The 21,103-nt window shown below is 70.0% G+C and carries 20 protein-coding genes; 14 read left to right on the top strand and 6 right to left on the bottom strand.

Annotation, left to right across the window (positions count from 1 at the left end; genetic code table 11):
- Positions 1-21: 21 nt before the first annotated feature.
- Entirely contained in the window at positions 22-579 is a 558-nt protein-coding gene (locus Hrr1229_RS18260) for an SHOCT domain-containing protein (protein ID WP_255212527.1), read from the bottom strand.
- 99 nt (positions 580-678) lie between these two features.
- On the opposite strand from Hrr1229_RS18260, the gene Hrr1229_RS15515 reads away from it, so the two are divergent.
- The 3 genes from Hrr1229_RS15515 to ilvD all read left to right on the top strand — a co-directional run bounded on the left by Hrr1229_RS15515 (position 679) and on the right by ilvD (position 4,097).
- Complete coding sequence (locus tag Hrr1229_RS15515; protein WP_123112048.1) at positions 679-1,071, top strand: VOC family protein; 393 nt, start codon at positions 679-681, stop codon at positions 1,069-1,071.
- Positions 1,072-1,129: 58 nt separating this feature from the next.
- On the top strand, positions 1,130-2,221 hold the full coding sequence (locus tag Hrr1229_RS15520) for a type I restriction enzyme HsdR N-terminal domain-containing protein (RefSeq protein ID WP_123112047.1): 1,092 nt from the start codon (positions 1,130-1,132) through the stop codon (positions 2,219-2,221).
- An 85-nt stretch (positions 2,222-2,306) separates the two neighbouring features.
- A complete protein-coding gene (gene ilvD, locus Hrr1229_RS15525) occupies positions 2,307-4,097 on the top strand; it encodes a dihydroxy-acid dehydratase (protein ID WP_123112046.1) in 1,791 nt (596 codons plus the stop codon).
- A 90-nt stretch (positions 4,098-4,187) separates the two neighbouring features.
- On the opposite strand, the gene Hrr1229_RS15530 is transcribed toward ilvD, so the two are convergent.
- The gene (locus Hrr1229_RS15530; RefSeq protein WP_123112045.1) at positions 4,188-4,439 is read right to left on the bottom strand and encodes a hypothetical protein; all 252 of its coding nucleotides are present in this window, start codon (positions 4,437-4,439) and stop codon (positions 4,188-4,190) included.
- Positions 4,440-4,604: 165 nt separating this feature from the next.
- On the opposite strand from Hrr1229_RS15530, the gene Hrr1229_RS15535 reads away from it, so the two are divergent.
- Entirely contained in the window at positions 4,605-5,213 is a 609-nt protein-coding gene (locus tag Hrr1229_RS15535; protein ID WP_123112044.1) for an NYN domain-containing protein, read from the top strand.
- 68 nt (positions 5,214-5,281) lie between these two features.
- Here the strand turns inward: Hrr1229_RS15535 and Hrr1229_RS15540 are convergent, their stop codons facing one another.
- Positions 5,282-5,944, bottom strand: a complete 663-nt coding sequence (locus Hrr1229_RS15540; protein ID WP_123112043.1) for a S26 family signal peptidase — start codon at positions 5,942-5,944, stop codon at positions 5,282-5,284.
- Positions 5,945-6,037: 93 nt separating this feature from the next.
- Between Hrr1229_RS15540 and gcvT the strand changes: the two genes are divergently transcribed.
- Together gcvT and Hrr1229_RS15550 are read left to right on the top strand one after the other, a co-directional pair.
- On the top strand, positions 6,038-7,216 hold the full coding sequence (gene gcvT, locus Hrr1229_RS15545; protein ID WP_123112042.1) for a glycine cleavage system aminomethyltransferase GcvT: 1,179 nt from the start codon (positions 6,038-6,040) through the stop codon (positions 7,214-7,216).
- Positions 7,217-7,339: 123 nt separating this feature from the next.
- Positions 7,340-9,061 carry a formate--tetrahydrofolate ligase gene (locus Hrr1229_RS15550; protein WP_123112041.1) on the top strand — a complete coding sequence of 574 codons (1,722 nt, stop codon included), beginning with the start codon at positions 7,340-7,342 and terminating at the stop codon, positions 9,059-9,061.
- A gap of 37 nt (positions 9,062-9,098) precedes the next feature.
- Here the strand turns inward: Hrr1229_RS15550 and moaC are convergent, their stop codons facing one another.
- Together moaC and Hrr1229_RS15560 are read right to left on the bottom strand one after the other, a co-directional pair.
- Entirely contained in the window at positions 9,099-9,608 is a 510-nt protein-coding gene (moaC, locus tag Hrr1229_RS15555) for a cyclic pyranopterin monophosphate synthase MoaC (RefSeq protein ID WP_123112040.1), read from the bottom strand.
- Entirely contained in the window at positions 9,601-11,043 is a 1,443-nt protein-coding gene (locus Hrr1229_RS15560; protein ID WP_123112039.1) for an NAD(P)H-hydrate dehydratase, read from the bottom strand. Before Hrr1229_RS15560 ends, moaC begins: the two co-directional genes overlap by 8 nt.
- Before the next feature lie 314 nt (positions 11,044-11,357).
- Between Hrr1229_RS15560 and Hrr1229_RS15565 the strand changes: the two genes are divergently transcribed.
- From Hrr1229_RS15565 to Hrr1229_RS15575, 3 genes are all read left to right on the top strand, one after another.
- Positions 11,358-12,392 (top strand): glycosyltransferase, encoded by a 1,035-nt coding sequence (locus Hrr1229_RS15565; protein ID WP_123112038.1) that lies wholly within the window; start codon positions 11,358-11,360, stop codon positions 12,390-12,392.
- Positions 12,393-14,045 carry a DUF2070 family protein gene (locus Hrr1229_RS15570; protein ID WP_123112037.1) on the top strand — a complete coding sequence of 551 codons (1,653 nt, stop codon included), beginning with the start codon at positions 12,393-12,395 and terminating at the stop codon, positions 14,043-14,045. It begins immediately after the preceding gene.
- Between the two features lie 112 nt (positions 14,046-14,157).
- Positions 14,158-14,826 (top strand): type 1 glutamine amidotransferase, encoded by a 669-nt coding sequence (locus tag Hrr1229_RS15575; protein WP_123112036.1) that lies wholly within the window; start codon positions 14,158-14,160, stop codon positions 14,824-14,826.
- Positions 14,827-14,934: 108 nt separating this feature from the next.
- Here Hrr1229_RS15575 and Hrr1229_RS15580 read toward each other — a convergent pair whose 3' ends face one another.
- A complete protein-coding gene (locus Hrr1229_RS15580; RefSeq protein ID WP_123112035.1) occupies positions 14,935-15,948 on the bottom strand; it encodes a lysylphosphatidylglycerol synthase transmembrane domain-containing protein in 1,014 nt (337 codons plus the stop codon).
- A gap of 109 nt (positions 15,949-16,057) precedes the next feature.
- Between Hrr1229_RS15580 and Hrr1229_RS15585 the strand changes: the two genes are divergently transcribed.
- The 5 genes from Hrr1229_RS15585 (at position 16,058) to Hrr1229_RS15605 (ending at position 21,076) form a co-directional block, all read left to right on the top strand.
- Positions 16,058-16,927, top strand: coding sequence for a hypothetical protein (locus tag Hrr1229_RS15585; RefSeq protein ID WP_123112034.1), 870 nt, complete (start codon positions 16,058-16,060; stop codon positions 16,925-16,927).
- A gap of 58 nt (positions 16,928-16,985) precedes the next feature.
- The gene (locus Hrr1229_RS15590) at positions 16,986-17,981 is read left to right on the top strand and encodes a glycosyltransferase family 4 protein (protein WP_123112033.1); all 996 of its coding nucleotides are present in this window, start codon (positions 16,986-16,988) and stop codon (positions 17,979-17,981) included.
- 147 nt (positions 17,982-18,128) lie between these two features.
- Positions 18,129-18,872, top strand: coding sequence for a pyrroline-5-carboxylate reductase (gene proC / locus Hrr1229_RS15595; protein WP_255212596.1), 744 nt, complete (start codon positions 18,129-18,131; stop codon positions 18,870-18,872).
- On the top strand, positions 18,862-19,746 hold the full coding sequence (gene proB / locus Hrr1229_RS15600) for a glutamate 5-kinase (protein WP_123112031.1): 885 nt from the start codon (positions 18,862-18,864) through the stop codon (positions 19,744-19,746). The genes proC and proB overlap by 11 nt, the downstream gene beginning before the upstream one ends.
- Positions 19,739-21,076 carry a glutamate-5-semialdehyde dehydrogenase gene (locus tag Hrr1229_RS15605; protein ID WP_123112030.1) on the top strand — a complete coding sequence of 446 codons (1,338 nt, stop codon included), beginning with the start codon at positions 19,739-19,741 and terminating at the stop codon, positions 21,074-21,076. Before proB ends, Hrr1229_RS15605 begins: the two co-directional genes overlap by 8 nt.
- The last annotated feature ends 27 nt before the right edge of the window (positions 21,077-21,103 follow it).

The following is a 21,103-nucleotide window of genomic DNA, read 5'->3' on the forward strand; positions in this document are numbered from 1 at the left end:
GCCGCCGACCCGCCGGCCCCGCTATCGCTCGCGTCCCGAGAGCGAACGCTCCGCGCTCGCTCCGCCGATGTCGCGCTCGTCGTCGGCCCGGTCGACGCCGCCGTCGGTCTCCTCGCCGCCGAGTTCGCGTTCGAGCGCCCGCTCGAACTCGGCCTCGGTGAGCTCGCCCTCGGTGTACCGCCGCTGGAGCCGGGCGATCGGGTCGGTCTCTTCGTCGTCTGCCTTTGTATCGACCTGACCGCTCTCGTCCGGTCCGGCCATCGCGCGGATCCCGACGTAGCCGAGCGCGAGGAGCGCCGCAAACGTGAGGAACATGAACGGGAAGAAGACGAACGGGAAGCCCCCCGCTCCGCCCATCATCCCGCCGCCCATCATCCCGCCGCCCATCATCCCGAGGGGACCCGCCGTCCCGGTGCTCGTCACCCCGGTGCCGGCCACCGTCCCGCCGCTCGTCACCCCGGTGCCGCCGGTCGCGCTCGCGGTCGGCGTCCCGACGGCGAGCGCGAGGAACGCGATACCCGCGAACGCAGCGACGGCGACGCCGGCAGCGGCGCGTTCGGCCCGATCGAACGTAGTCATGTGTGATGGATACACGTCTACGCATAAATACGGTGGTGGCCGGTTTCACTCCCGGGAAATCCCCGTCTATTTTTGCGGTTCGGTACCCAACCGCGTCACATGCAGGCACGGCATATCGACCACGTGAACCTCCGGATCCCGGCGGAGGGCGTCGACGACGCCCGGGAGTTCTACGGCGAGCGGCTCGGGTTCGGGATCGAGGACGCGCTGTACGCGGCCGACGAGAAGCCCTTCTTCGACGTGCGGTTGTCGGCGACGGCCGTCGTTCACCTGTGGCCCACCGCTTCGTTCGAGCCGCCGGCGGCGACGAACTACGACCACGTCGCCGTCGTCGTCGAGGAGTCGCTCGACGAGATCGCGGCCGAACTCGACGCGGCCGGCGTCGAGATAGAGAAGACGCTCGACTCGCCCCTCGGCGCGACCGGGGAGGCGCCGGCGGTGTACGTCAGGGACCCGTTCGGGTACCGGGTCGAGCTGAAGGCGCGGGTGTGAACGCGACACTACCGACGTTTGTACTTTTAAGAGGGCACGCACGCGACGTATCAGGAGGATGGACGAGGAGACGGTGACGAAGTATATTGAACGCTCGCAGTCGCTCGTGGAGGCGTCCCCGCAGATGGACGAGCAGAACACTCGGGCACGGCTGATAGATCCGTTTATAAGGGACGTACTCGGTTGGGACTTTTACTCGACATCGATCGAGATGGAATACTCGGTCCAGATGGGGTCGAGTAAAAAGAAAGTCGACTACGCGCTATTCGCCGACGGATCTCCGGCGGTGTTCGTCGAAGCGAAAGGCTGTGACACGACTATTTCCGAGTCGCACGCTGATCAGCTCCGAAGCTACATGCGCCAAGAGTGGGTCGACTGGGGACTTCTCACAAACGGAAGGTCGTTTCTTGTTTTCCGACTTAAAAAGGACGGCGACAGGCCAGACGTGGAACTTCTTAGGCGCATGGAACTGGCCGACCTCACTGCGAACGACTGGCTGCTTGCGGCATTATCTAAAGAATCGATCCAGTCGGGCGCGTCGACGGAAATATACGAGCGTGTCGAACGCCGTCGACAGGCGATTAATGCACTTTCCGACGGAAAATCGGAGATCGCCGAAGCGATCCGGAAAACCGTTGTAGACCGCGTCGGCGAAGTCGTCTCACAGCCGGCGGAGTCTCTTTCGAAAACTTTTGTCGATGACCTAATTTCGGAGCTGGAAAGCGATCAAAATGACGGTCGAGACACCGCGAGCAATTCCACGCCATCGGAAACTGTGTCAGGCCACGGTAAAGAGACCGAAACCGTCGATTCGTCCGATGCATACGTAGTCAAAATCGCTGATCAAATGGAGTCTACATCGTTCAGCGACGACAGTCAGGCCGATCTTATGGGAACAGTCGTGGATCATCTCATTAGGGAACACGACCTGATCGACGCGTATGCCCCGCTTCCGTACGTTCCGGGAAAGAAAATCGCGATACTGAACGATGAGCCGACTCACCCGTCGGGCGAAGATATGCGTTTATATCGTGCGGCCGGCGGCGGCTACTACGTGTACACCTCGCTGAACAAGGGAGACAAGAAGCGCCACCTCACCGACTTCGCCGACGCGTGCGGCGTCGACATCTCTTTTGACGGCGACTGGTAACCTGACCGGACCGAACGCGTTCGCCGGCCCGAGCAACCCTCGCCCCGTTGCGGTCGTTTAAGACCCCCGAGCGACAGGACCAACTATGAGCGAACAGCAGTCACGATCCGACGAGGGGGAGACCGCTCGCGGGCGCGGAGACGCGGACCGGTTCGCGGGCGAGAAGGACGAGGATCTGCGGAGCAGGGACGTGACGGAGGGCGCGGCGCGCGCCCCCCACCGCTCGATGTTCCGGGCGATGGGGTTCGACGACGAGGACCTCTCCTCGCCGATCGTCGGCGTGCCGAACCCGGCGGCCGACATCACGCCGTGTAACGTCCACCTCGACGACGTCGCCGACGCGGCGATAGAGGGGATCGACGCCGCGGGCGGGATGCCGATCGAGTTCGGGACGATCACCATCTCCGACGCCATCTCGATGGGGACCGAGGGGATGAAGGCGAGCCTCATCTCACGGGAGGTCATCGCCGACTCGGTCGAACTGGTCTCGTTCGGCGAGCGCATGGACGCGCTGGTGACGGTGGCTGGCTGTGACAAGAACCTCCCCGGCATGCTGATGGCGTCGATCCGCACCGACCTCCCGAGCGTCTTCCTCTACGGCGGCTCGATCATGCCCGGCGAACACGAGGGGCGCGACGTCACCATCGTCCAGGTGTTCGAGGGCGTCGGCGCCTACGCCGAGGGCGATATGAGCGGGGAGGAGCTCGACGACTTGGAGCGCCACGCCTGCCCCGGCGCGGGCTCCTGTGGCGGGATGTTCACCGCCAACACGATGGCCTCCATCTCCGAGGCGCTCGGGATGGCGCCGCTCGGCTCCGCCTCCGCGCCCGCCGAGGACCAAGAGCGCTATGCGGTCGCGGAGCGGGCGGGCGAGCTCGTCTTGGACTGCATCGAGAACGACCGCCGCCCCTCCGACATCCTCTCACGGGAGTCGTTCGAGAACGCGATCGCGCTCCAGACCGCGATCGGGGGCTCGACGAACGGCGTCCTCCACCTGCTCGCTTTGGCCGCCGAGGCCGACGTCGACCTCTCGATCGAGGACTTCGACGAGATCTCGCGGCGCACGCCGAAGATCGCCGACCTCCAGCCCGGCGGGAGCCGCGTGATGAACGACCTCCACGAGGTCGGGGGCGTCCCGGTCGTGCTCCGTCGCCTGCTGGAGGCCGACCTGCTCCACGGCGACGCGATGACCGTCACCGGCCGCACCCTCGCCGAGGAGATCGCGGAACTAGAGGAGCGCGGCACGCTCCCGGACGACGACGATATCGAGGCCGACTTCCTCTACACCGTCGACGAGCCGAAGGAGGAGGAGGGCGCCATCAAGATCCTCAAGGGGAACCTCGCGCCTGACGGCTCGGTGCTGAAGGTGACCGGCGACGACGAGTTCTACCACGAGGGGCCCGCCCGCGTGTTCGAGAACGAGGAGGACGCGATGGAGTACGTCCAATCTGGCGCGGTCGACTCCGGTGACGTGATCGTGATCCGCAACGAGGGGCCGACCGGCGGCCCCGGGATGCGCGAGATGCTCGGCGTCACCGCCGCCGTCGTCGGCGCGGGCCACGAGGACGATGTCGCGCTCCTCACCGACGGGCGATTCTCCGGCGCGACGCGCGGCCCGATGATCGGCCACGTCGCCCCCGAGGCGGCCGACGGCGGCCCGATCGGCCTCATCGAGGACGGCGACCACATCACCGTCGACATCCCCGAGCGCGACCTCGCGGTCGACCTCTCCGACGAGGAGCTCGCGGAGCGCCGCGAGGCGTGGGAGGCGCCCGCGCCGCAGTACGAGGGCGGCATCCTCGCGAAGTACGCCCGCGACTTCGACTCCGCGGCCGCCGGCGCCGTGACGAACCCGCGGCTGACGCAAGACCGCTAGCGACAACCGGCGTTCTTTTTAAATAGACAGCGAGGAAGGACCGAAGGCGCGAGGCGGTGAGAGCGGCGGGACCGGTCGATTCGTCGCCGTTTACTCCCGTTTCCCGCCGTCCGTGTGCGCGGTCCGGACGGCCTCTGCGCGCCAGACGTTGCTGCGGCGGCCGGCGCGCGACAGCTCCATCTTGACGACCGAGCCGACCGGCAGGTCCGCGACCGTCTCGCGCGCGTCGTCGTCGGCGTAGTCGACGACGTGGTACGTCTCGTTGCGCGGATGTGCACGAAGCGTGGTGCATTCGTGATCGTTCTGTTCGGAAATGACGGTGAAGGTGTCGTAGTTCGACATCTTGAATCGAGATAGTTGGACATACTATTTTAAATCTCCGTATATTCACTACGGTCGTCGGTCAGGTCGTAATACGGATATAAGGTGTTTAACAACGGGGCGCGGGACGCGGGAGCGCCGGCTCGGACCAGCACGCATATTTCCGCCCGCCGCCGACCTCGTCGCATGGAATCCAGTCGGGAGGACGAGGAGCCGGTCGGCGTGGCGCTGTTCGTCGACGGGCCGAACGTGTTGCGCGAGGAGTTCGACGTCGACCTCGACGACGTGCGGCGGGCCGCCGAGGCGGAGGGCCCGCTCGTCACGACGCGGCTCTACCTCGACGAGCACGCGACCCCGGGGCTCATTCAGGCCGCCGAGGCGCGCGGGTTCGAGGTGGTGATCACGAGCGGCGACGTCGACGTGAAACTCGCCGTCGACGCCGCCCGGTTCGCGGCCGAGGACCGGATGTCGGTCCTCGCGATCGCCTCCCGGGACACCGACTTCAAGCCCGTCGTCGAGACGGCGAACGGGTACGGGATCCGGACCCTCGCGATCGCGCCCGGCGAGTTCGGGCGGTCCGACGCCCTGCGCAACGCCGCGAACGGGTCGGTGACCCTCGAGGAGGCGAACGGGGAGGACGACGAGACGAACGGGAGCGGAGACGAGGACGCCGCAGATTGGGCCGGCGACGAGGACGCCGACGGCGGGGACGCCGCAGACGGGGACGCCACCGACGCCGAACCCGGCGACTCGGAGACCGATTCGGGCGCGACGGCCGACTCCGCGCCGGAGTGAGGCGTCGCCTTCGCGGTCGCGTACCGCGTCGCTCTCACTACCGCGTCGCTCTCACTACCGCGCCGCGGTCACTCCCCCGCACCGTCGCGCCCGCGGCCGATCCGCCCGATCAGCACCGCGCCGAAGCCGCCCGCGACCGCCGCGGCGCCGCCGACGCCGAGGGCGGTCGGCAGGAGGCCGAGCCGAGCGATTGCGGCGTCGACGCCGACCCGGAACCAGCCGAGGTTCGGGACCGAGACCAGCGCCTTGGCGCTGATCCACTCCTCGCGGACGACCGGGGCGATCCCCGCGCTCTGGTCGTACTCTCCGTTCGCGTCGCCGTAGGTGATGTACCCGTCGTGGGGCGCGGGACAGGCCTCGATCGCGGCGCAGTCGCCGTCGAGCAGCGCCGGGTCCGCGCGGTCCGTCCAGTCCTCCCCGGCGCTGACGGGAAACGCGATCCGGTGGAGGATCGGCCGCGTCTCCGCGTCGGGCGGGTCGAACACCACCACGTCGCCCCGGCCGCCGAGTCGCGTCGGGGCGCCGGGCTCGTCGCTCGCGACCAGCCCGCCCCAGGGGAACCGCTCCGTCGAGGTGACGACCACGAGGTCGCCGCGCTCGACGGTCGGCTCCATGCTCCCGCTCTCGACGGCGACGAACGGGGGCCACGCGCCCGCGGCCGCCGCGACGACGAGCGCGACGAGCAGGACCGCGGCGGCGGGCGCGAGCAGTCCGGAGACGTTCCGCTTCACGTGGGACAGGGAGAGAGGAAGCGGCTTGAGGCTGTCGGCGCTGAGAGCGCCCCGATGGCAAGACCTTAGGCGCGTCCCGGTGACCGTCCCGCCATGACGGATCGGCTTCCACCCCTCCACGAGACCCACGAGGCGCGCGGCGCGACGTTCACCGACTTCGGCGGCTGGCAGATGCCGGTCGAGTTCGACTCGATCCGCGAGGAGCACGCCGCGGTCCGGGAGTCCGTCGGCGTCTTCGACGTCTCGCACATGGGCGAGATCGAGGTGGCCGGCCCGGACGCGACGGCGCTGATGAACCGCCTGACGACGAACGACGTGACGGCGCTCGACCCGGGCGACTCCCAGTACGCGGCGATCACGGACGACGAGGGGATCATGCTCGACGACACCGTCGTCTACCGGCTCCCGGACGGGGTCGAGGCCGGAACGGGCGCCGACGCGCTCGCCGGGATGGACCGCGACCTCGACGCGGGCGACGGCGACCCCGCGTACCTCTTCGTCCCGAACGCGGGCCACGACGAGCAGATGACCGACCGCTGGACCGACTACCGCGACGAGGCCGGGCTCGACGCGACCGTCGCAAACGCCACCGACGACTGGGCGATGCTCGCGGTGCAGGGCCCGGACGCGGCGGATGCCGTCGACGACGCGACCCCCGCGGACCGCGTGGTCGGCCTCTCGAAGTTCGAGGCGACGGTCGCCGGGATCGCGGGCGTCGACGCGTGGGTCGCCCGCACCGGGTACACCGGCGAGGACGGCTTCGAGGTCATGTGTCCGGCGAGCGCGGTCGAGGACCTCTGGTCGGTGTTCGTCGGCGGTGACGCAGACGAGGGTGCACAGCCGTGCGGGCTCGGCGCGCGGGACACCCTCCGGACCGAGATGGGCTACCTCCTCTCCGGACAGGACTTCGATCCCGAGGGCGAACCGCGTACCCCCTACGAGGCGCGGATCGGCTTCGTCGTGAAGCTGGACACCGAGTTCGTCGGTCGGGACGCGCTGGAGCGGCAGAAGGAGGAGGGAGTCGACGAGCGGTTCGTCGGCGTCCGCCTGCTCGACCGCGGCGTCCCGCGCGGCGGCTACGCCGTGACCGACGGCGACCTCACCCGGATCGGCCAACTGACCTCCGGCACGATGAGCCCCACGCTCGACGAGCCGATCGGCCTCGGCTACCTCCGCGAGGGCTACGCCGACGCCGGCACCGAGGTGAGCGTCGTGGTGCGCGGCGACGAGAAGCGCGCCGAGGTCGTGATCCCGCCGTTCCTGGACCGGTGAGCGCGGTGAAATCGGGGGAGTGCGCGGAGTCGACCGCCAACAGGTAGCGATGGACCGGCAGCCGATTTTTAACGGGCGGGAACGGGTCCAAGACTCATAACCGCGCCGAGAGAAGGCTTCGGCATGGCGCACTCAGAGCCGGACGGCGACGCGGTCGACGCACCGGAGTCCGACCTCGCGGTCGCGCGGGCCGCGGACCCCCGGCCGATCGAGGCGGTCGCGGCCGATCTCGGCCTGCGCCCCGCCGACATCGAGCCGCGGGGCGACGGGGTCGCGAAGCTCACCCTCGACGCGGTCCGCTCGGCGACCGCGGACGCCGACCCCGGCGACGGGACGACCGTCCTCGTCACCGGGATGACCCCGACGCCGAAGGGCGAGGGGAAGACCGTGACGACGGTGGGGCTCGGGCAGGCGCTCGCGGGGCTGGGGGAGTCCGCGGCGGTCGCGGTCAGAGAGCCCTCGCTCGGCCCCGTCTTCGGGGTGAAGGGCGGCGCCGCGGGCGGGGGGTACTCGCAGGTGCTCCCGATGGAGGCGATCAACCTCCACTTCACCGGCGACATCCACGCGCTCACGGCCGCGCACAACCTGATCGCCGCCGCGCTCGACAACCACCTCCATCAGGGGAACGACGAGGGGATCGACGTGCGCCGCGTCGACTGGCCGCGCGCGCTCGACGTCAACGACCGCGCGCTCCGCGAGACCGTCGTGGGGCTCGGCGGCCCCGCCCGCGGCGTCCCGCGCGAGGACGAGTTCGTCATCACCGCCGCCTCGGAGCTGATGGCCGTCCTCGGGCTCGCGGAGGACCTGACGGATCTGAAGGCCCGCATCGGGCGGATCGTCCTCGCGGAGGACGAGAACGGGGACCCGGTCACCCCCGACGACCTCGGCGTCACGGGGGCCGCGGCGGCGCTCCTCCGCGACGCGTTCCGCCCGAACCTCGTCCAGACGGTCGAGGGCGTCCCCGCCCTGGTCCACGGCGGTCCCTTCGCCAACATCGCGCACGGGACCAACACGCTCGTGGCCGACCGGGTCGGCGCCTCGCTCGCCGACTACCTCGTCACCGAGGCCGGCTTCGGGGCGGACCTCGGCGCCGAGAAGTTCGCGCACATCGTCGCCCGCGAGGGGGTCGTCCCGGACGTCGCGGTCGTCGTCGCGACGGTCCGCGGGGCCAAGCGCCACGGGCTGGAGATGTGGCCGACCGACTTCGACGCGCTGGACGCGACCGACCCCGAGGCCGTCCGGGCGGGCGTCGACAACGTGGCGCGTCACGTCGAGGTCATCGAGTCGCTCGGGATCCCAGCGGTCGTCGGGATCAACGTCTTCCCTGACGACGCGGAGTCGGAGCTCGCGGCCTTGGAATCGACGCTTTCGGACGCGGGGATTCCGGCCGCACGCTCGACCGCCTACCGCGACGGCGGCGAGGGGGCGACCGCCCTCGCGGAGCTGGTCCGCGAGCGCGCCGGAACCGGGACGTTCGCGCCGCTGTATGACCTCGACGCGCCGATCCGCGAGAAGATCGAGACCGTCGCCCGCGAGGTGTACGGCGCCGACGGCGTGGAGTACGTCGACGGCGCCGCCGCCGACATCGACCGCGTCGAGGCGTGGGGGTACGGCGACCTCCCCGTCTGCGTCTCGAAGACGCCGTACTCCTTCTCGGACGACGCCTCCTTGACCGGCGTGCCGGAGGGGTGGACGCTCACCGTCCGCGAGGTGTCGCCGTCGGCCGGCGCGGGCTTCGTCGTCGCCAAGACCGCCGACGTGATGACGATGCCCGGGCTGCCCGCCGAGCCGGCCGCCGAGGACATCGACGTGGACGCCGACGGCGACGTGAGCGGGCTGTTCTGAGCCCGCGGGCGCGTCCGTCGCCCGCCGCTCCGGGGGCTCAGTCGCCGCCGTCGAGCGCCCGCTTCTCCTTCTCGATGACCTCGACGCCGGAGATGCCGGTGTCCGGGTACTGACCGTCGCCGTCCTTCTCGGCGGCCTTCACCATGTCCCAGACGACGTTGAGGCCGGTCGTGACGCCCTCCAACGCCTCCATCTCGCAGCCGGTCTTGCCGGTCGTCTCGACGGCGACGGTCAGCTCGATCCGGTCGTCGCCGACCGCGAAGTCGGTGTCGACGTTCGTGATCGGGATCTGGTGGCACATCGGGATCGTCTCCCACGTGTGTTTGACGGCCTGTACAGCGCCGACCCGCGCGGTCGCGAGCACGTCGCCCTTCCCGACCTCGTCCGCCTCCACGGCCGCGATCGTCGAGGGCGTCAGCCGGATCTCGCCGCGCGCGACCGCGCGTCGGCTCGTGTCCGGCTTCGCGCCGACGTCGACCATGCGGACCTCGCCGGAGTCGTCGGTGTGGGTCAGCTCCCCCGCCGCCTCCGTTGGCTCGTCACTCATCACGCATCGCCTCGGGAAGCCGGTCGGGTAAGTCCGTCGCCACGAGCCCGTTCCCGTGCGCGGCGGCCGCCGCGTCGCCGGCCAGCCCGTTGACGTACGCCCCGACCGCGGCCGCGCGGAACGGGTCGGTCACGGCCGCCAGCGCGCCGACCGTCCCCGCGAGCACGTCGCCGGTCCCACCCACGGTCATCCCCGGGTTCCCGGTCCGGTTCAACCGCACCGCGTCGCCGTCGCTGACGATGTCTACGGCGCCCTTCACGAGCAGCGTGTGGCCGATCTCGTCGGCGAACGACCGCACGAGCGCGGCCCGCTCGTCCGGGTCCTCGGCCGTTTCGCCGCCCATCCCGACGAGCTCGCCCTGGTGCGGCGTGCCGATCAGCGTCGCGTCGGTGTCGACCTCGGGGACGACGCGGAGCGCGTCGGCGTCGACGACGGCCCGGCCGTCGTAGCTGTCGAGGAACTCACGGACGAACGCCAGTGTGGCGTCGTCGTCGCCGAGCCCCGGGCCGAGCACGACGACGTCGTTGTCGGCGGCGAGCTCCGCGACGCGGTCGACGTGGGCGGGTCCCAGCCGATCGCCGGGGAGCCCGCGGACGATGAGGTCGGCGGAGTACCCCTGCACCTCCCGCGCGACGGTCTCCGGGCAGGCGACCCGGACGAGGTCGGCGCCGGCCCGGAGCGCGGCCCGCGCGGACAGCGACGGCGCGCCGGTGTAGGGGCCGCCGCCGACGACGAGGGCCTCGCCGTTCTCGCCCTTGTGCGAGTCCCCGGCGCGGCCGAGCGCGAGCAGGTCTCCGGGACCGGTGTACCGCTCCGCGGCCGCCGGGATGCCGATGTCGGCGACCGTCACGGCGGCGTCGAGCCCGGCAAGCCCCGGCTTCCCGTCGTGGAAGGTGACGACGCGGTCGGCCTCGACGCGGACGGCGGACTCCCCCCCGGTCGGCCCGCCCGTGTCGGCGTCGACCCCGCTCGGGACGTCGACGGCGACGACGGTCGCGTCGCGCTCGTTGGCCAGCCGCGCCGCCGTCCGCTCGGGCTCTCGGAGCGCGCCGGACACCCCGGTCCCCAGCATCGCGTCGACGATCACGTCCGGGTCGCCGAGCGACAGGTCGGTCGAGTCCGTGACGGTCTCCGTCGGGATATCGGTCTCGCCGAGGGCCTCCCAGTTCTCCCGCGCGATGTCGGTCCGGATCGACTCCGGGCGACCGAGCAGGTGCACCGTCGCGTCGTACGCCGAGAGGAAGCGCGCGGCGACGAGCGCGTCGCCGCCGTTGTTCCCGCGCCCGCACAGCAGCGCGACCTCGGCGCCCGGCTCGGCGACCGCCCGCACCTCGCGGGCGACCGCGTTGCCGGACGACTCCATGAGCTGTTTCCGCGGCACGCCGAGGGCGGCGGCGTTGGCGTCGACCGCGGCCATGCGTTCGGTCGATATCATGCCTCCCGATCCGCGCCCCGTGGGATTAAGGGTGGGGTCGCCGCCTCGCCGGTTTGCTCTACCACGGGACCCGGCCCCGCGCGGCCGCCGCCTCGCCCCGCCTGCGGTCGGAATGAAAATGTTGAAGCTTTTCGGTGCGGAATCCCGGAGACAGAACCCGTGCGACCCGCTGTACATCCCGACGCGCCGACGCGGTCCGACCGGCTCCCGTCCGCCGCTGACGCGGCGGTCGGCGGATCGGCTCGTCAGAACGTCGTCCGCGCCCCTCCCGAGATCGGTCTCCGGCGGGCGACACGCGAACGACGGACCCTCGCATGAACATCGGATTCTTCACCGACAGCTACTTCCCCGGCGTCGACGGCGTCACCTACACGATCCAGTCCTGGCGCGATCGGTTGGAGGACCGAGGCCACGACGTGTACGTCGTCTACCCGGCGAGCAGCCACGAGCCGGACGCCCGGGAGATCCCGGTGCGGTCGCTGCCGAACCCCTTCTACCGCCAGTACCGCGTCCCGCTCTACCGCCGCCTCTCCACCCTCCCCGACCTCGACGTGGTCCACTGCCACGGCCCGGCGTCGACGGGGGTGATGGGGCGCCGGTACGCGAAGAAGCGGGGCGTCAAGTCCGTCTACACCCACCACACGCCGGTCGAGGACTACTTCGTGCAGGGGCTCAAACTGGAATCGCTCTCCGACGTCGCCGGGCGCGTGTACGTCGCCTACGAGAACCGGTTCCTCCGGTCGTTCGACTGCGTCACGGCGTCGACGTCGCGGATCCGCCGCGACGTGGCCCCGCGGAAGCTCCCGGTCGGCATCGAGACGGAGACGTTCCGGCCCGTCGACGGCTCGCGGTTCGAGCGCGACGAGCCGACCGTCGGCTACAGCGGGCGGATGACCCGCAACAAGAACGTCGACGAGATCCTCCGGCTGGCCGAGCGGATGCCGGAGGCGCGCTTCGAGCTCGTCGGCGAGGGGCCGGTTCGCGACGCCCTCGAACGCGACGCCCCGGACAACGCGCGGTTCCGCGACTTCCTCCCGCGCGAGGACCTGCCGGCCTTCTACTCCGCGCTCGACGTCTTCGTCACCGCCTCGACCTGCGACACCCTCGGGCTCTCGACGCTTGAGGCGAACGCCTGCGGGACGCCCGTCGCCGCCGCCGACGTCTCGCCGTTCGACGAGACCATCGGCGAGGCCAACGGCGCCCGGTTCGCGTACGGCGACCTCGACGACATGGAGCGGGCGGTCGAGGACTGCCTCGACGGCGACCGCCGGACCCGGGAGGCGGTCGAGGAGTTCTCCGTGACGCGCACGATAGACGAGCTGGAGTCCATCTACGGGGTGTCCTCGTAGATGGGGGCGGACAACGTCGACGTCTTCCAGCGGCTGGTGTTCAGCGTCCCGTCGCTGAAGGTACAGCTCCCGGCGCTGGTCGGACTCAGCGCGGTGTACAGCCTCGTCGCGTTCTCGGCGTTCTCGGCGTTCACGCCGCTCTCGCCCGAGCCGTCCAGCGTCCTACCGGTCGCGGTCCTCCTCTTCCTGCTTCCATTTCTGTTCGCCGGGGAGCTGTTCCATCGGCTGCTGCCGAGCTACCCTCGGTCGTGGAGCTTCTTTCTCGCCTTGGTCAACCAGCTCGTCCTGTTCGTCTACGCGCTGGTGCTCTCCGGCGCCAACGACGTCGGGAACGTCTGGAGCATCGTCTGGCTCCTCTTCATCACAATATACCTGATCAACATCCTCGCGCTCGTCGTCTCGACGGGGATCGACCGCTACAAGCGGATCCTCCTCGTGTCGCTCGCGGAGCCGGCGGCGCTGATCGCGGCCTTCTACGCGTTCGCGGGCGGCGACCTCGGGTTCTCGACGTACCGCCACGTGTTCGCGTTCGCGTCGCTGCTGATCGCGGCCGCGTTCCTCGTCTCGGTGCTCGCCCTCGTCGACTACCTGATCCGGAGCAACACGGACGTCTCCGCGTTCGCGCTCACGTCGGGGATCCTCCGGAACGACCGGGAGTCGCTCGACCTCGGCGTCGAGGCCGAACCGACCGTCGAGACCCTCGCGATCGACAACGGCGACCGGCTGACGCTCGCCGCCCCGTGGGTCCACCCCGGGCCGCTGGGCGGGTTCGGCGGCGGCCAGCTCAGCGGGAACGTCATCGAGGCCCTGAACGACGGCGCCGACGAGCACGGCTTCTTCCTCCACGTCCCCTGCACGCACAAGGAGGACCTCTCGAACCCGACCGACGCCGAGAAGATCCTCGACGCCGTCGGCGACCCCGAGGGCTCGGGTCGCGCCTCGCGGCTCGTCCACGAGGACTACGGCGAGATCGAGTTCTACGGGCGCCGGTTCGGCGACAAGCAGGTCGTGTACCTCCACAGCGAGGGGATCGACGACTACGACACCGGGGTGTTCATGCGCGACGTCGACGAGTCCGAGGTGCTCTTAGTCGATCTCCACAAACACGACATCCAGGACGGGCCGACGAAGGAGGTCCAGTACGGGTCGAGCGAGGCCGACCGCCTGAAGCGCCACTTCGACGACTTCCGCGAGCGGATCGCCGAGGAGCCGCTCGGCGAGTACGCGGCCGGGTTCGCGGTCGAGCGCACCGACCAGGACATGATCGCGGTGGTCGAGTCAGTCGACGGGCAAGACGTGCTGACGATCGGGATCGACACGAACGGCGTCACGCCGGACATCCGCGAGATGGAGACCCGCCACGGCGAGGCGTACGACGAGGTGCTCGTGTTCTCCACGGACACCCACGCCTCGATCTACGAGCTGGCGAACATGAAACAGTCGAACGTCGACGCCCTCGAGGCGGCGATCGAGCGCGCCCTCGACGACGTCTCGCCGGCGACGATCGGGCTCGAAAGCCGGCGCACGGCGCCGCTGAAGCTGCTTAAAAACGACTACAACGGGCTCGTGTTCAGCGTCAACATCCTCATCCGGCTGACGGTGATCGCGCTGGTGGCGCTGTACGCGCTGCTCGTGATGTGGCTGTTCTTCTGAGCGGGGCTCGCGGATCTGCGGTGTAGCGTTCGACCGACCGCCCGTGCGGTGTAGCGTTCGACCGACCGCCCGAGCCGAAAGGGTAAGGGCGATCGCCGCGGAACGGGCGCGTGTGACAACTCCCACCACGGTCGCGTCGGACCTGTTCGTCGTTCGCAGCGAGGTCGACGCCGACTGCGAGTACCACTGCGACGCGCTGGCGGCGGGGTTCCCGACCGCCGAGGAGGTGGACTTCGTCGCGGGCGAGCGGGTGCCCCTCGACGAGGCGGACGGCGTGGTCTTGACCGGGAGCACGGCCGCCGTCTACGAGGCCGACCGCCGCCCGTGGATCGCCGAGCAGGAGTCTTTCGTCCGCGAACTCGTCGATCGGGAGATCCCGACGCTGGGCGTCTGCTTCGGGCATCAGGTCGCCAACTCCGCGCTCGGCGGGACGGTCGAGCGCGTCGGGACGACCGCGGGACTCGTCGAGGCGACCCTCGCCGACGACCCGCTGTTCGAGGGCGTCGAACCGATCGTCGTCTCGTTACACGGCGACGCCGTGACGGAGCTCGGCGACGGGATGGAGGTGATCGCGTCGGCCGACCACGCGAGCGCGTTCGGCACCCGCCACCGGACGGCGCCGCTGTGGACGGTCCAATTTCACCCGGAGATCGACGCCTCTCACCGCGACCGCCTCGCCGAGGACTTCGACTGGGAGCCGGGGCGACGCTCGTTCGAGGACGTCACCGCCGGTCAGATCTTCGAGAACTTCCGAGCGCTCGTCAGCCGAGCGGAAGCGTAACGCCGGCCTCGGTGGCGTGCGGCTCCCGGTTTCCGAGCCGATCCGGTCGCTCGTATCGGCCGCAGTCGACCTCGACGGAGCCGGTCGTACTTAAATAGACGCCGGCGCTCACCGCACCGCGTCGATGCCGAGCACCGAGACGGAGACGCCGCCGATCAGCATCGGGAGCCAGTAGACGGCGCCGCGGAACACGAGCACGGCGGCGGTGACGGTCGAGGCGGCCACGCCCGTGGTCGGGACGAGCAGCGCGACGAACGCCGCCTCGATCCCGCCGAGCCCCCCGGGCAGCGGCGTGGCGCCGGCGACGTACGCGAGCGGGACCGCGAACAGCGCGATCTCCGGCGCGATCGGGGCGCCGACGGCGGCGAACGCGACCGCGAGCGCGGCCGCCTGCAGCGTCCAGCCCGCGAGCGAGAGCCCCACCGCGGCCGCGAGCCGACGCGGGCTCGTGCCCACGCGCTCGATGTCCTCGAAGAAGTTCCCGAGACGCGCCGCGAGCGCCGCCTCGACCGCGGCGGCGTCGAACCGCCGCAGCCGCCCGAGGAGCCCCCCGACGGCGGCCGGGAGGCGGTCCACGATCGCCCGCCTGGAGCGCCAGCCGAGCGCGATCGCGGTCGCGATCGACGCGATCAGGGCGACGGCGACGGTGACGGCGACCTCCAGCCGCTCGCCGACGGCCGCGGTGGCGGCGTAGGCGCCGACGCCGAGGAAGACGAGGGAGATGGAGGGGACGACGTTGAGCACGTCGACGCTGGCGATGCCGACGAGCCCCGTCTCGTAGCGCGAGCCCGACACCTTCGCGATGAGCGCCGCGGCGACCGGCTCGCCGCCGGCCTGTCCGAAGGGGGTGACGTTGTTCGCGAAGACGGCGCCGGCGTAGACGAGGAACGACGTCGCGATCGGGAGATGGACGTCGAGCGAGCCGAGCACCGTCCTGAGCATGAGGCTCCACGCGAAAAGCCAGCAGAGCGCGAGCCCGAACGTCGCCGCGACCAGCCCGCGGTCGGCCGCGAGCACCGTGTCGACCACCCGGTCCGCGCCGACGACCGCGAACAGCACCGCGAGGATCGCGACCGCCGCCGCCCCGCCGATCACCAGCCCGCGCCGACGGCTCCCGTCCATACGGCCCCTGCGTCGCTGGCGAACTTGAAACGTCTGATCGCCCCGGGGAGCCCCCGCGACCGAGCATCAACAAGAATACAACGGTCGGTCGGGTACGGTAGCGCAACCTATGGAAGACCAGCGGTTCCTCGAGTCCGAGTGGGATTACTGTCTGGTCCTCGACGCGTGTCGCTACGACGTGTTCGAGGACGTGTACGACGAGTACCTGGACGGCGACCTCGAGAAGCGCTGGAGCGTCGGCTCCTCGACGCCGGAGTGGGCCTACCGGACGTTCACCGGCGACCACGACATCGCCTACTTCTCGGGGAATCCCTTCATCAACGACCTCGGCATCCCGCTGAACGAGCTGAAGTGGGGGGCGAGCTGCGACTACGAGTGGACCGCCTCCGACCACATCAGCGACATCCACGACGTCTGGAAGACCGGCTGGGACGACGACCTCGGCACGGTCCCTCCGGAGGGGATCGCGGAGGCGTTCCGGAACAACCGGGAGGCCGTCGAGCGCGCCGACCGCACGGTGCTCCACTACATGCAGCCCCACGCCCCGTACCTCTCGCGCGGGAAGGGCCAGAAGCTCAAACAGATCCAGAAGGGGATCAAACAGCAGGAGGAGGAGGAAGCCGGGGAGGAGACGACGGACGACGACGGCGGCCTCCTCTCGTCGCTCAGCGACACGGTCCGTCCGAAGATAGAGAGCCGGCTCGACGACAGCGAGTTCGCGCAGAAGGCGGGGCTCTGGCTCGAGCTCGACCCGGCGGACCTCGTGACAGACGGCACGCGCGTCACCGCGCTCCGGCTCTACGAGGAGAACCTCCGGATCGCCCTCGAATCGGTCGCGGAGCTCGTCGAGGAGCTCGACGGGACCGTCGTCGTCACCGCCGACCACGGCGAGGCGTTCGGCGAGGAGGGCGTGTGGGAGCACCACATCGAGACGCACATCCCGCCGCTGATGGAGGTCCCGTGGCTGGAAGTCGAGTGATCGATCGGTCGGCGACGGCGGTCGTCTCCGGCCTCCCGACCCCCGCCGACGCGACGCGATGAAGGTCAGCCACTACTTCGAGTTCGAGGACCGCGTGACGGGCGGTATCAAGGAGTCCGTCGTCCACCAGCGGAAGATGCTCGACCGCGAGGGGATCGCGTACACGACGGAGCCGACCCTCGACGCCGACGTGCTCCACTGCAACCTGATGGGGCCCCGCTCGGTGTGGTACGCGAAGCGCGCGAGCGACCGGGGCGTGCCGGTGGTCGCGCACACCCACGTCACCGCCGAGGACTTCGGCGACAGCTTCCGCTTTACCAACGCGCTCGCGAAACCGCTCAGGCCCTATCTCAGCCGGGCGTACGGGCTCGCCGACGCCTTAGTCTGCCCCTCCGAGTACAACCGCGGCGTGATCGAGGAGTACACCGACGCCCCGACGACCGTCATCTCGAACGGCGTCGACCGCGAGAAGCTGTCGGGCTTCGAGTCGCTGGAGGGGGAGTACCGCGAGCGGTACGACCTCTCCCCGCCGACCGTCTTCCTCGTCGGCCACGTGATCAAGCGGAAGGGGTTGGAGACGTTCGTCGACCTCGCCCGCGCGCTCCCCGACGTCGACTTCGCGTGGTTCGGGCCGCTCGACCTCTCTTTAAAAGGCCGCGAGACGACCCGGCTCATCGAGGAGTCGCCCGACAACTGCACGTTCACCGGCTTCGTCGACGATATTCGCGGGGCGTTCGCCGCCGGCGACGTGTTCCTGTTCCCGACCCACGAGGAGAACGAGGGGATCGCGCTGCTGGAGGCGATGACGGCCGGGAAGGCCGTCGTGGTCCGCGACATCGAGACGTTCTCGTGGCTCGACGACGGCGAGGACTGCCTCAAGGTCGATCCCGCCGACGGGGACTCTGAGACCGAGGCGTTCGCCGACGCGATCCGGCGACTGGAAGACCCTCAGCTCCGCGAGCGGCTCGGGTCGAACGCGGCCGCCCGCAGCGAGGTGTTCTCGCTCGACGCCATCGCCGAGCGGTACCGGTCGCTGTACGATCGGCTGGTGTGACTCCTTCCCCCCGAGTTTCGACCGCTTCGACCGCTTCGACCGCTTCGACTCACCCGCAGCGTCCGTGTCCAAACCGCAGTTGGTATGTCGGTGAGTCCACTCCCTGCAGGTAACATGACACGCGTGAGCGTCATCGGCTGCGGGAACATGGGGGGTGCCCTGTTGCGCGGCCTCGCGAGAACCGACTCGTATCACCTGACGGCGATCGACCTCGATCCCGACGCGCTCGCCGCCGTCGCGGACGTCGTCGACGAGACGACTGAGGACGTCGACGCGGCGACGGAGGCCGACATCGTCGTCCTCGCCGTGAAGCCGGACGTCGCCGAGCACGTGCTCGCGGACCTCGATCTGTCCGCCGACCAGCAGCTCGTGACGCTGGCCGCGGGGCTCCCCCGCGACTTCGTCGCCGAGCGGACGCCCGCCACCGTCGTCCGGATCATGCCCAACCTCGCGGCCGAGACCGGGGACATGGCCGCGGCGGCGACGAACGAGGGCCTCACCGACGAGGTGCGCGCCATGCTCGACGACGCTGGGGAGTTCGTCGAGGTCGACGAGTCGCTGATGGACGTCTCGACCGCGGTCAACGGCAGCGGGCCCGCCTTCGCTTTCTACCTCATCGACGCGATGAAACGGGCCGGCATCGACGGCGGGCTCGACCCCGAGCAGGCCGAGACGCTCGCCGCCCAGACGTTTAAAGGGGCGGCCGAGACCGTACTCCGAGACGACCGGAGCGTCGACGAGCTCATCGACGCGGTCTGCTCGCCGAACGGGACGACGATAGAGGGCATGGAGGTCCTCTGGGACAGCGACGCCGACGAGGCGGTGGTCGACGCCGTCGCGGCGGCCGAGCGGCGCTCGCGGGAGCTGGCCGAGGCGTTCGATGACGAGTGACGGCGTCGCGGTCGGAGAAGTGGACTCGGACGCCGTCGACCGCGCGCGGACCGCGGCCGCGGAGGCCGACCGCGTGGTGGTGAAGGCCGGAACCAACTCCCTGACGGACGAGGAGTCGCGGCTCGACCGGGTGAAGCTCGACAAGCTCGTCGCCGACGTGATGGACCTGCGCCGGCGCGGCAAGGAGGTCGTTCTCGTCTCCTCGGGCGCCGTCGGCGCCGGCGTCGGTCGGTTGGGCAACGGCGAGGGGGTCGTCGACGTCGACATCGACCGCGGGAGCGACATCATCGACGAGCGTCAGGCGCTCTCGACGGTCGGCCAGAGCCTCCTGATGCGCCACTACACGCAGAGCTTCGATCGCTACGACCAGCCGGTCGCGCAGATCCTCGTGACCGGCGCCGACCTCGACGCGCCCGAGCGGTTCGACAACTTCACGAACACCGTCGAGACCCTGCTGGACTGGGGCGTCGTCCCCGTCGTCAACGAGAACGACGCGGTGGCGACCGACGAGCTCCGGATCGGCGACAACGACATGCTGTCGGCGTCGGCGGCGATCGCGCTCGACGTCGACCTGCTGGTCACGCTCACCGACGTCGACGCCGTGTACACCGGGCACCCGAAGCGCGACCCGGAGGCGACCGCCATCGAGGCCGTCGGAACGAACTACGACGCGGTCCGAGAGCTGATCGGTGACAGCACGGCCACCGATTTCGGGGGGATCCGAACGAAGGTGGAGGGGGCCCGAGACGTGGCCGAGAGCGGCACGCCGGCGGTGATCGCCGGCTCCGCGACCCCGGACGTGTTAGACCGGATCGCAGCCGGTAAACCGACGGGCACGCTATTCGTACCGACAGCGGGTGAGACGAATGAGTGAGACAACGGAGATCGAGCGCGACACGGACGAACTGATCGAGGGGTCACAGCGGGCCGCCCTGCGGCTCGCCAACGCCGACGAGGCGACGCGGGACGCCGCGCTCCGGTCGATCGCCGACGCGCTCCGCGCGAACGAGGAGGCGATCCTCGAGGCGAACGCGCGGGACGTCGAGGCGGCCGAGGAGATGTTGGAGCGCGGCGAGTACACGCAGGCGCTCGTCGACCGCTTGAAGCTCGACGCCGCGAAGCTCGACGACATCGCCGGGATGGTCGAGTCGGTCGCCGAGCAGGACGACCCCCTCGGCCGGACGCTCGCCGCCCGCGAGCTCGACGAGGGGTTAGAGCTGTACCGCGTCTCTGTCCCCATCGGCGTGGTCGCCACCGTGTTCGAGTCGCGGCCGGACGCGCTCGTCCAGATCGCGGCGCTCGCGTTGAAGTCCGGCAACGCCGTCATCCTCAAGGGCGGCAGCGAGGCGAGCGAGTCGAACCGCGTCCTCCATCGGGTGATCCGCGAGGCGACCGCCGACCTCCCCGACGGCTGGGCGGGGCTCGTCGAGGCCCACGAGGAGGTCGATCGGCTCCTCGAACGCGACGACGCCGTCGACCTGGTGATGCCGCGGGGCTCCTCGGAGTTCGTCTCCTACATCCAGGACAACACCCAGATCCCCGTGCTCGGTCACACGGAGGGTATCTGTCACGTCTACGTCGACGACGACGCCGACCTCGAGATGGCCGCCGACGTCGCCTTCGACGCGAAGGTGCAGTACCCTGCGGTGTGTAACGCGGTCGAGACGCTGCTCGTGAACGAGTCCGTCGCGTCCGACCTGCTCCCGGACCTCGTCGAGCGCTACGAGGCGGCGGGCGTCGAACTGCGCGGGGACGAGGCGACCCGTGAGATCGTCGACGTCGGCGCCGCGACCGACGACGACTGGGACACGGAGTACGGTGACCTCGAACTGTCGATCAAGCTCGTGGACGACGTGTACGACGCGGTCGAGCACGTCAACGCGCACGGCTCGAAACACACCGAGTCCATCGTTACCGAAGATCAGGCGGCCGCCGAGGCGTTCATGACCGGAATCGACGCCGCGAGCGTCTTCCACAACGCCTCGACCCGCTTCGCCGACGGCTACCGCTACGGGCTCGGGGCCGAGGTCGGCATCTCGACCGGCAAGGTCCACGCGCGCGGTCCGGTCGGGCTGGAAGGGCTCACCACCTACAAGTACTACCTGGAGGGCGACGGCCACCTCGTCGCGAGCTACAGCGGCGAGGACGCGCTCCCCTTCACGCACCGCGAACTCGACGCCGAGTGGGCGTTCGGCGGCGAGTAGGCGTCTCCGTTCGCTTTTCCGGTTTGT

The organism is Halorubrum sp. CBA1229, assembly GCF_003721435.2.
Classification (GTDB): Archaea; Halobacteriota; Halobacteria; order Halobacteriales; family Haloferacaceae; genus Halorubrum.

Excerpts from the sequence above, each read along its gene's own strand:
- Hrr1229_RS15570 (WP_123112037.1), top strand. The coding sequence starts at position 12,393 with ATGGGGGCGGACAACGTCGACGTCTTCCAGCGGCTGGTGTTCAGCGTC.
- Hrr1229_RS15535 (WP_123112044.1), top strand. The coding sequence starts at position 4,605 with ATGGAATCCAGTCGGGAGGACGAGGAGCCGGTCGGCGTGGCGCTGTTC.
- Hrr1229_RS15550 (WP_123112041.1), top strand. The coding sequence starts at position 7,340 with ATGGCGCACTCAGAGCCGGACGGCGACGCGGTCGACGCACCGGAGTCC.
- Hrr1229_RS15565 (WP_123112038.1), top strand. The coding sequence starts at position 11,358 with ATGAACATCGGATTCTTCACCGACAGCTACTTCCCCGGCGTCGACGGC.
- Hrr1229_RS15590 (WP_123112033.1), top strand. The coding sequence starts at position 16,986 with ATGAAGGTCAGCCACTACTTCGAGTTCGAGGACCGCGTGACGGGCGGT.
- gcvT (WP_123112042.1), top strand. The coding sequence starts at position 6,038 with ATGACGGATCGGCTTCCACCCCTCCACGAGACCCACGAGGCGCGCGGC.
- moaC (WP_123112040.1), bottom strand. The coding sequence starts at position 9,608 with ATGAGTGACGAGCCAACGGAGGCGGCGGGGGAGCTGACCCACACCGAC.
- Hrr1229_RS18260 (WP_255212527.1), bottom strand. The coding sequence starts at position 579 with ATGACTACGTTCGATCGGGCCGAACGCGCCGCTGCCGGCGTCGCCGTC.
- Hrr1229_RS15580 (WP_123112035.1), bottom strand. The coding sequence starts at position 15,948 with ATGGACGGGAGCCGTCGGCGCGGGCTGGTGATCGGCGGGGCGGCGGCG.
- Hrr1229_RS15515 (WP_123112048.1), top strand. The coding sequence starts at position 679 with ATGCAGGCACGGCATATCGACCACGTGAACCTCCGGATCCCGGCGGAG.
- Hrr1229_RS15520 (WP_123112047.1), top strand. The coding sequence starts at position 1,130 with ATGGACGAGGAGACGGTGACGAAGTATATTGAACGCTCGCAGTCGCTC.
- ilvD (WP_123112046.1), top strand. The coding sequence starts at position 2,307 with ATGAGCGAACAGCAGTCACGATCCGACGAGGGGGAGACCGCTCGCGGG.
- Hrr1229_RS15530 (WP_123112045.1), bottom strand. The coding sequence starts at position 4,439 with ATGTCGAACTACGACACCTTCACCGTCATTTCCGAACAGAACGATCAC.
- proC (WP_255212596.1), top strand. The coding sequence starts at position 18,129 with ATGGGGGGTGCCCTGTTGCGCGGCCTCGCGAGAACCGACTCGTATCAC.
- Hrr1229_RS15585 (WP_123112034.1), top strand. The coding sequence starts at position 16,058 with ATGGAAGACCAGCGGTTCCTCGAGTCCGAGTGGGATTACTGTCTGGTC.
- Hrr1229_RS15605 (WP_123112030.1), top strand. The coding sequence starts at position 19,739 with ATGAGTGAGACAACGGAGATCGAGCGCGACACGGACGAACTGATCGAG.
- Hrr1229_RS15560 (WP_123112039.1), bottom strand. The coding sequence starts at position 11,043 with ATGATATCGACCGAACGCATGGCCGCGGTCGACGCCAACGCCGCCGCC.
- proB (WP_123112031.1), top strand. The coding sequence starts at position 18,862 with ATGACGAGTGACGGCGTCGCGGTCGGAGAAGTGGACTCGGACGCCGTC.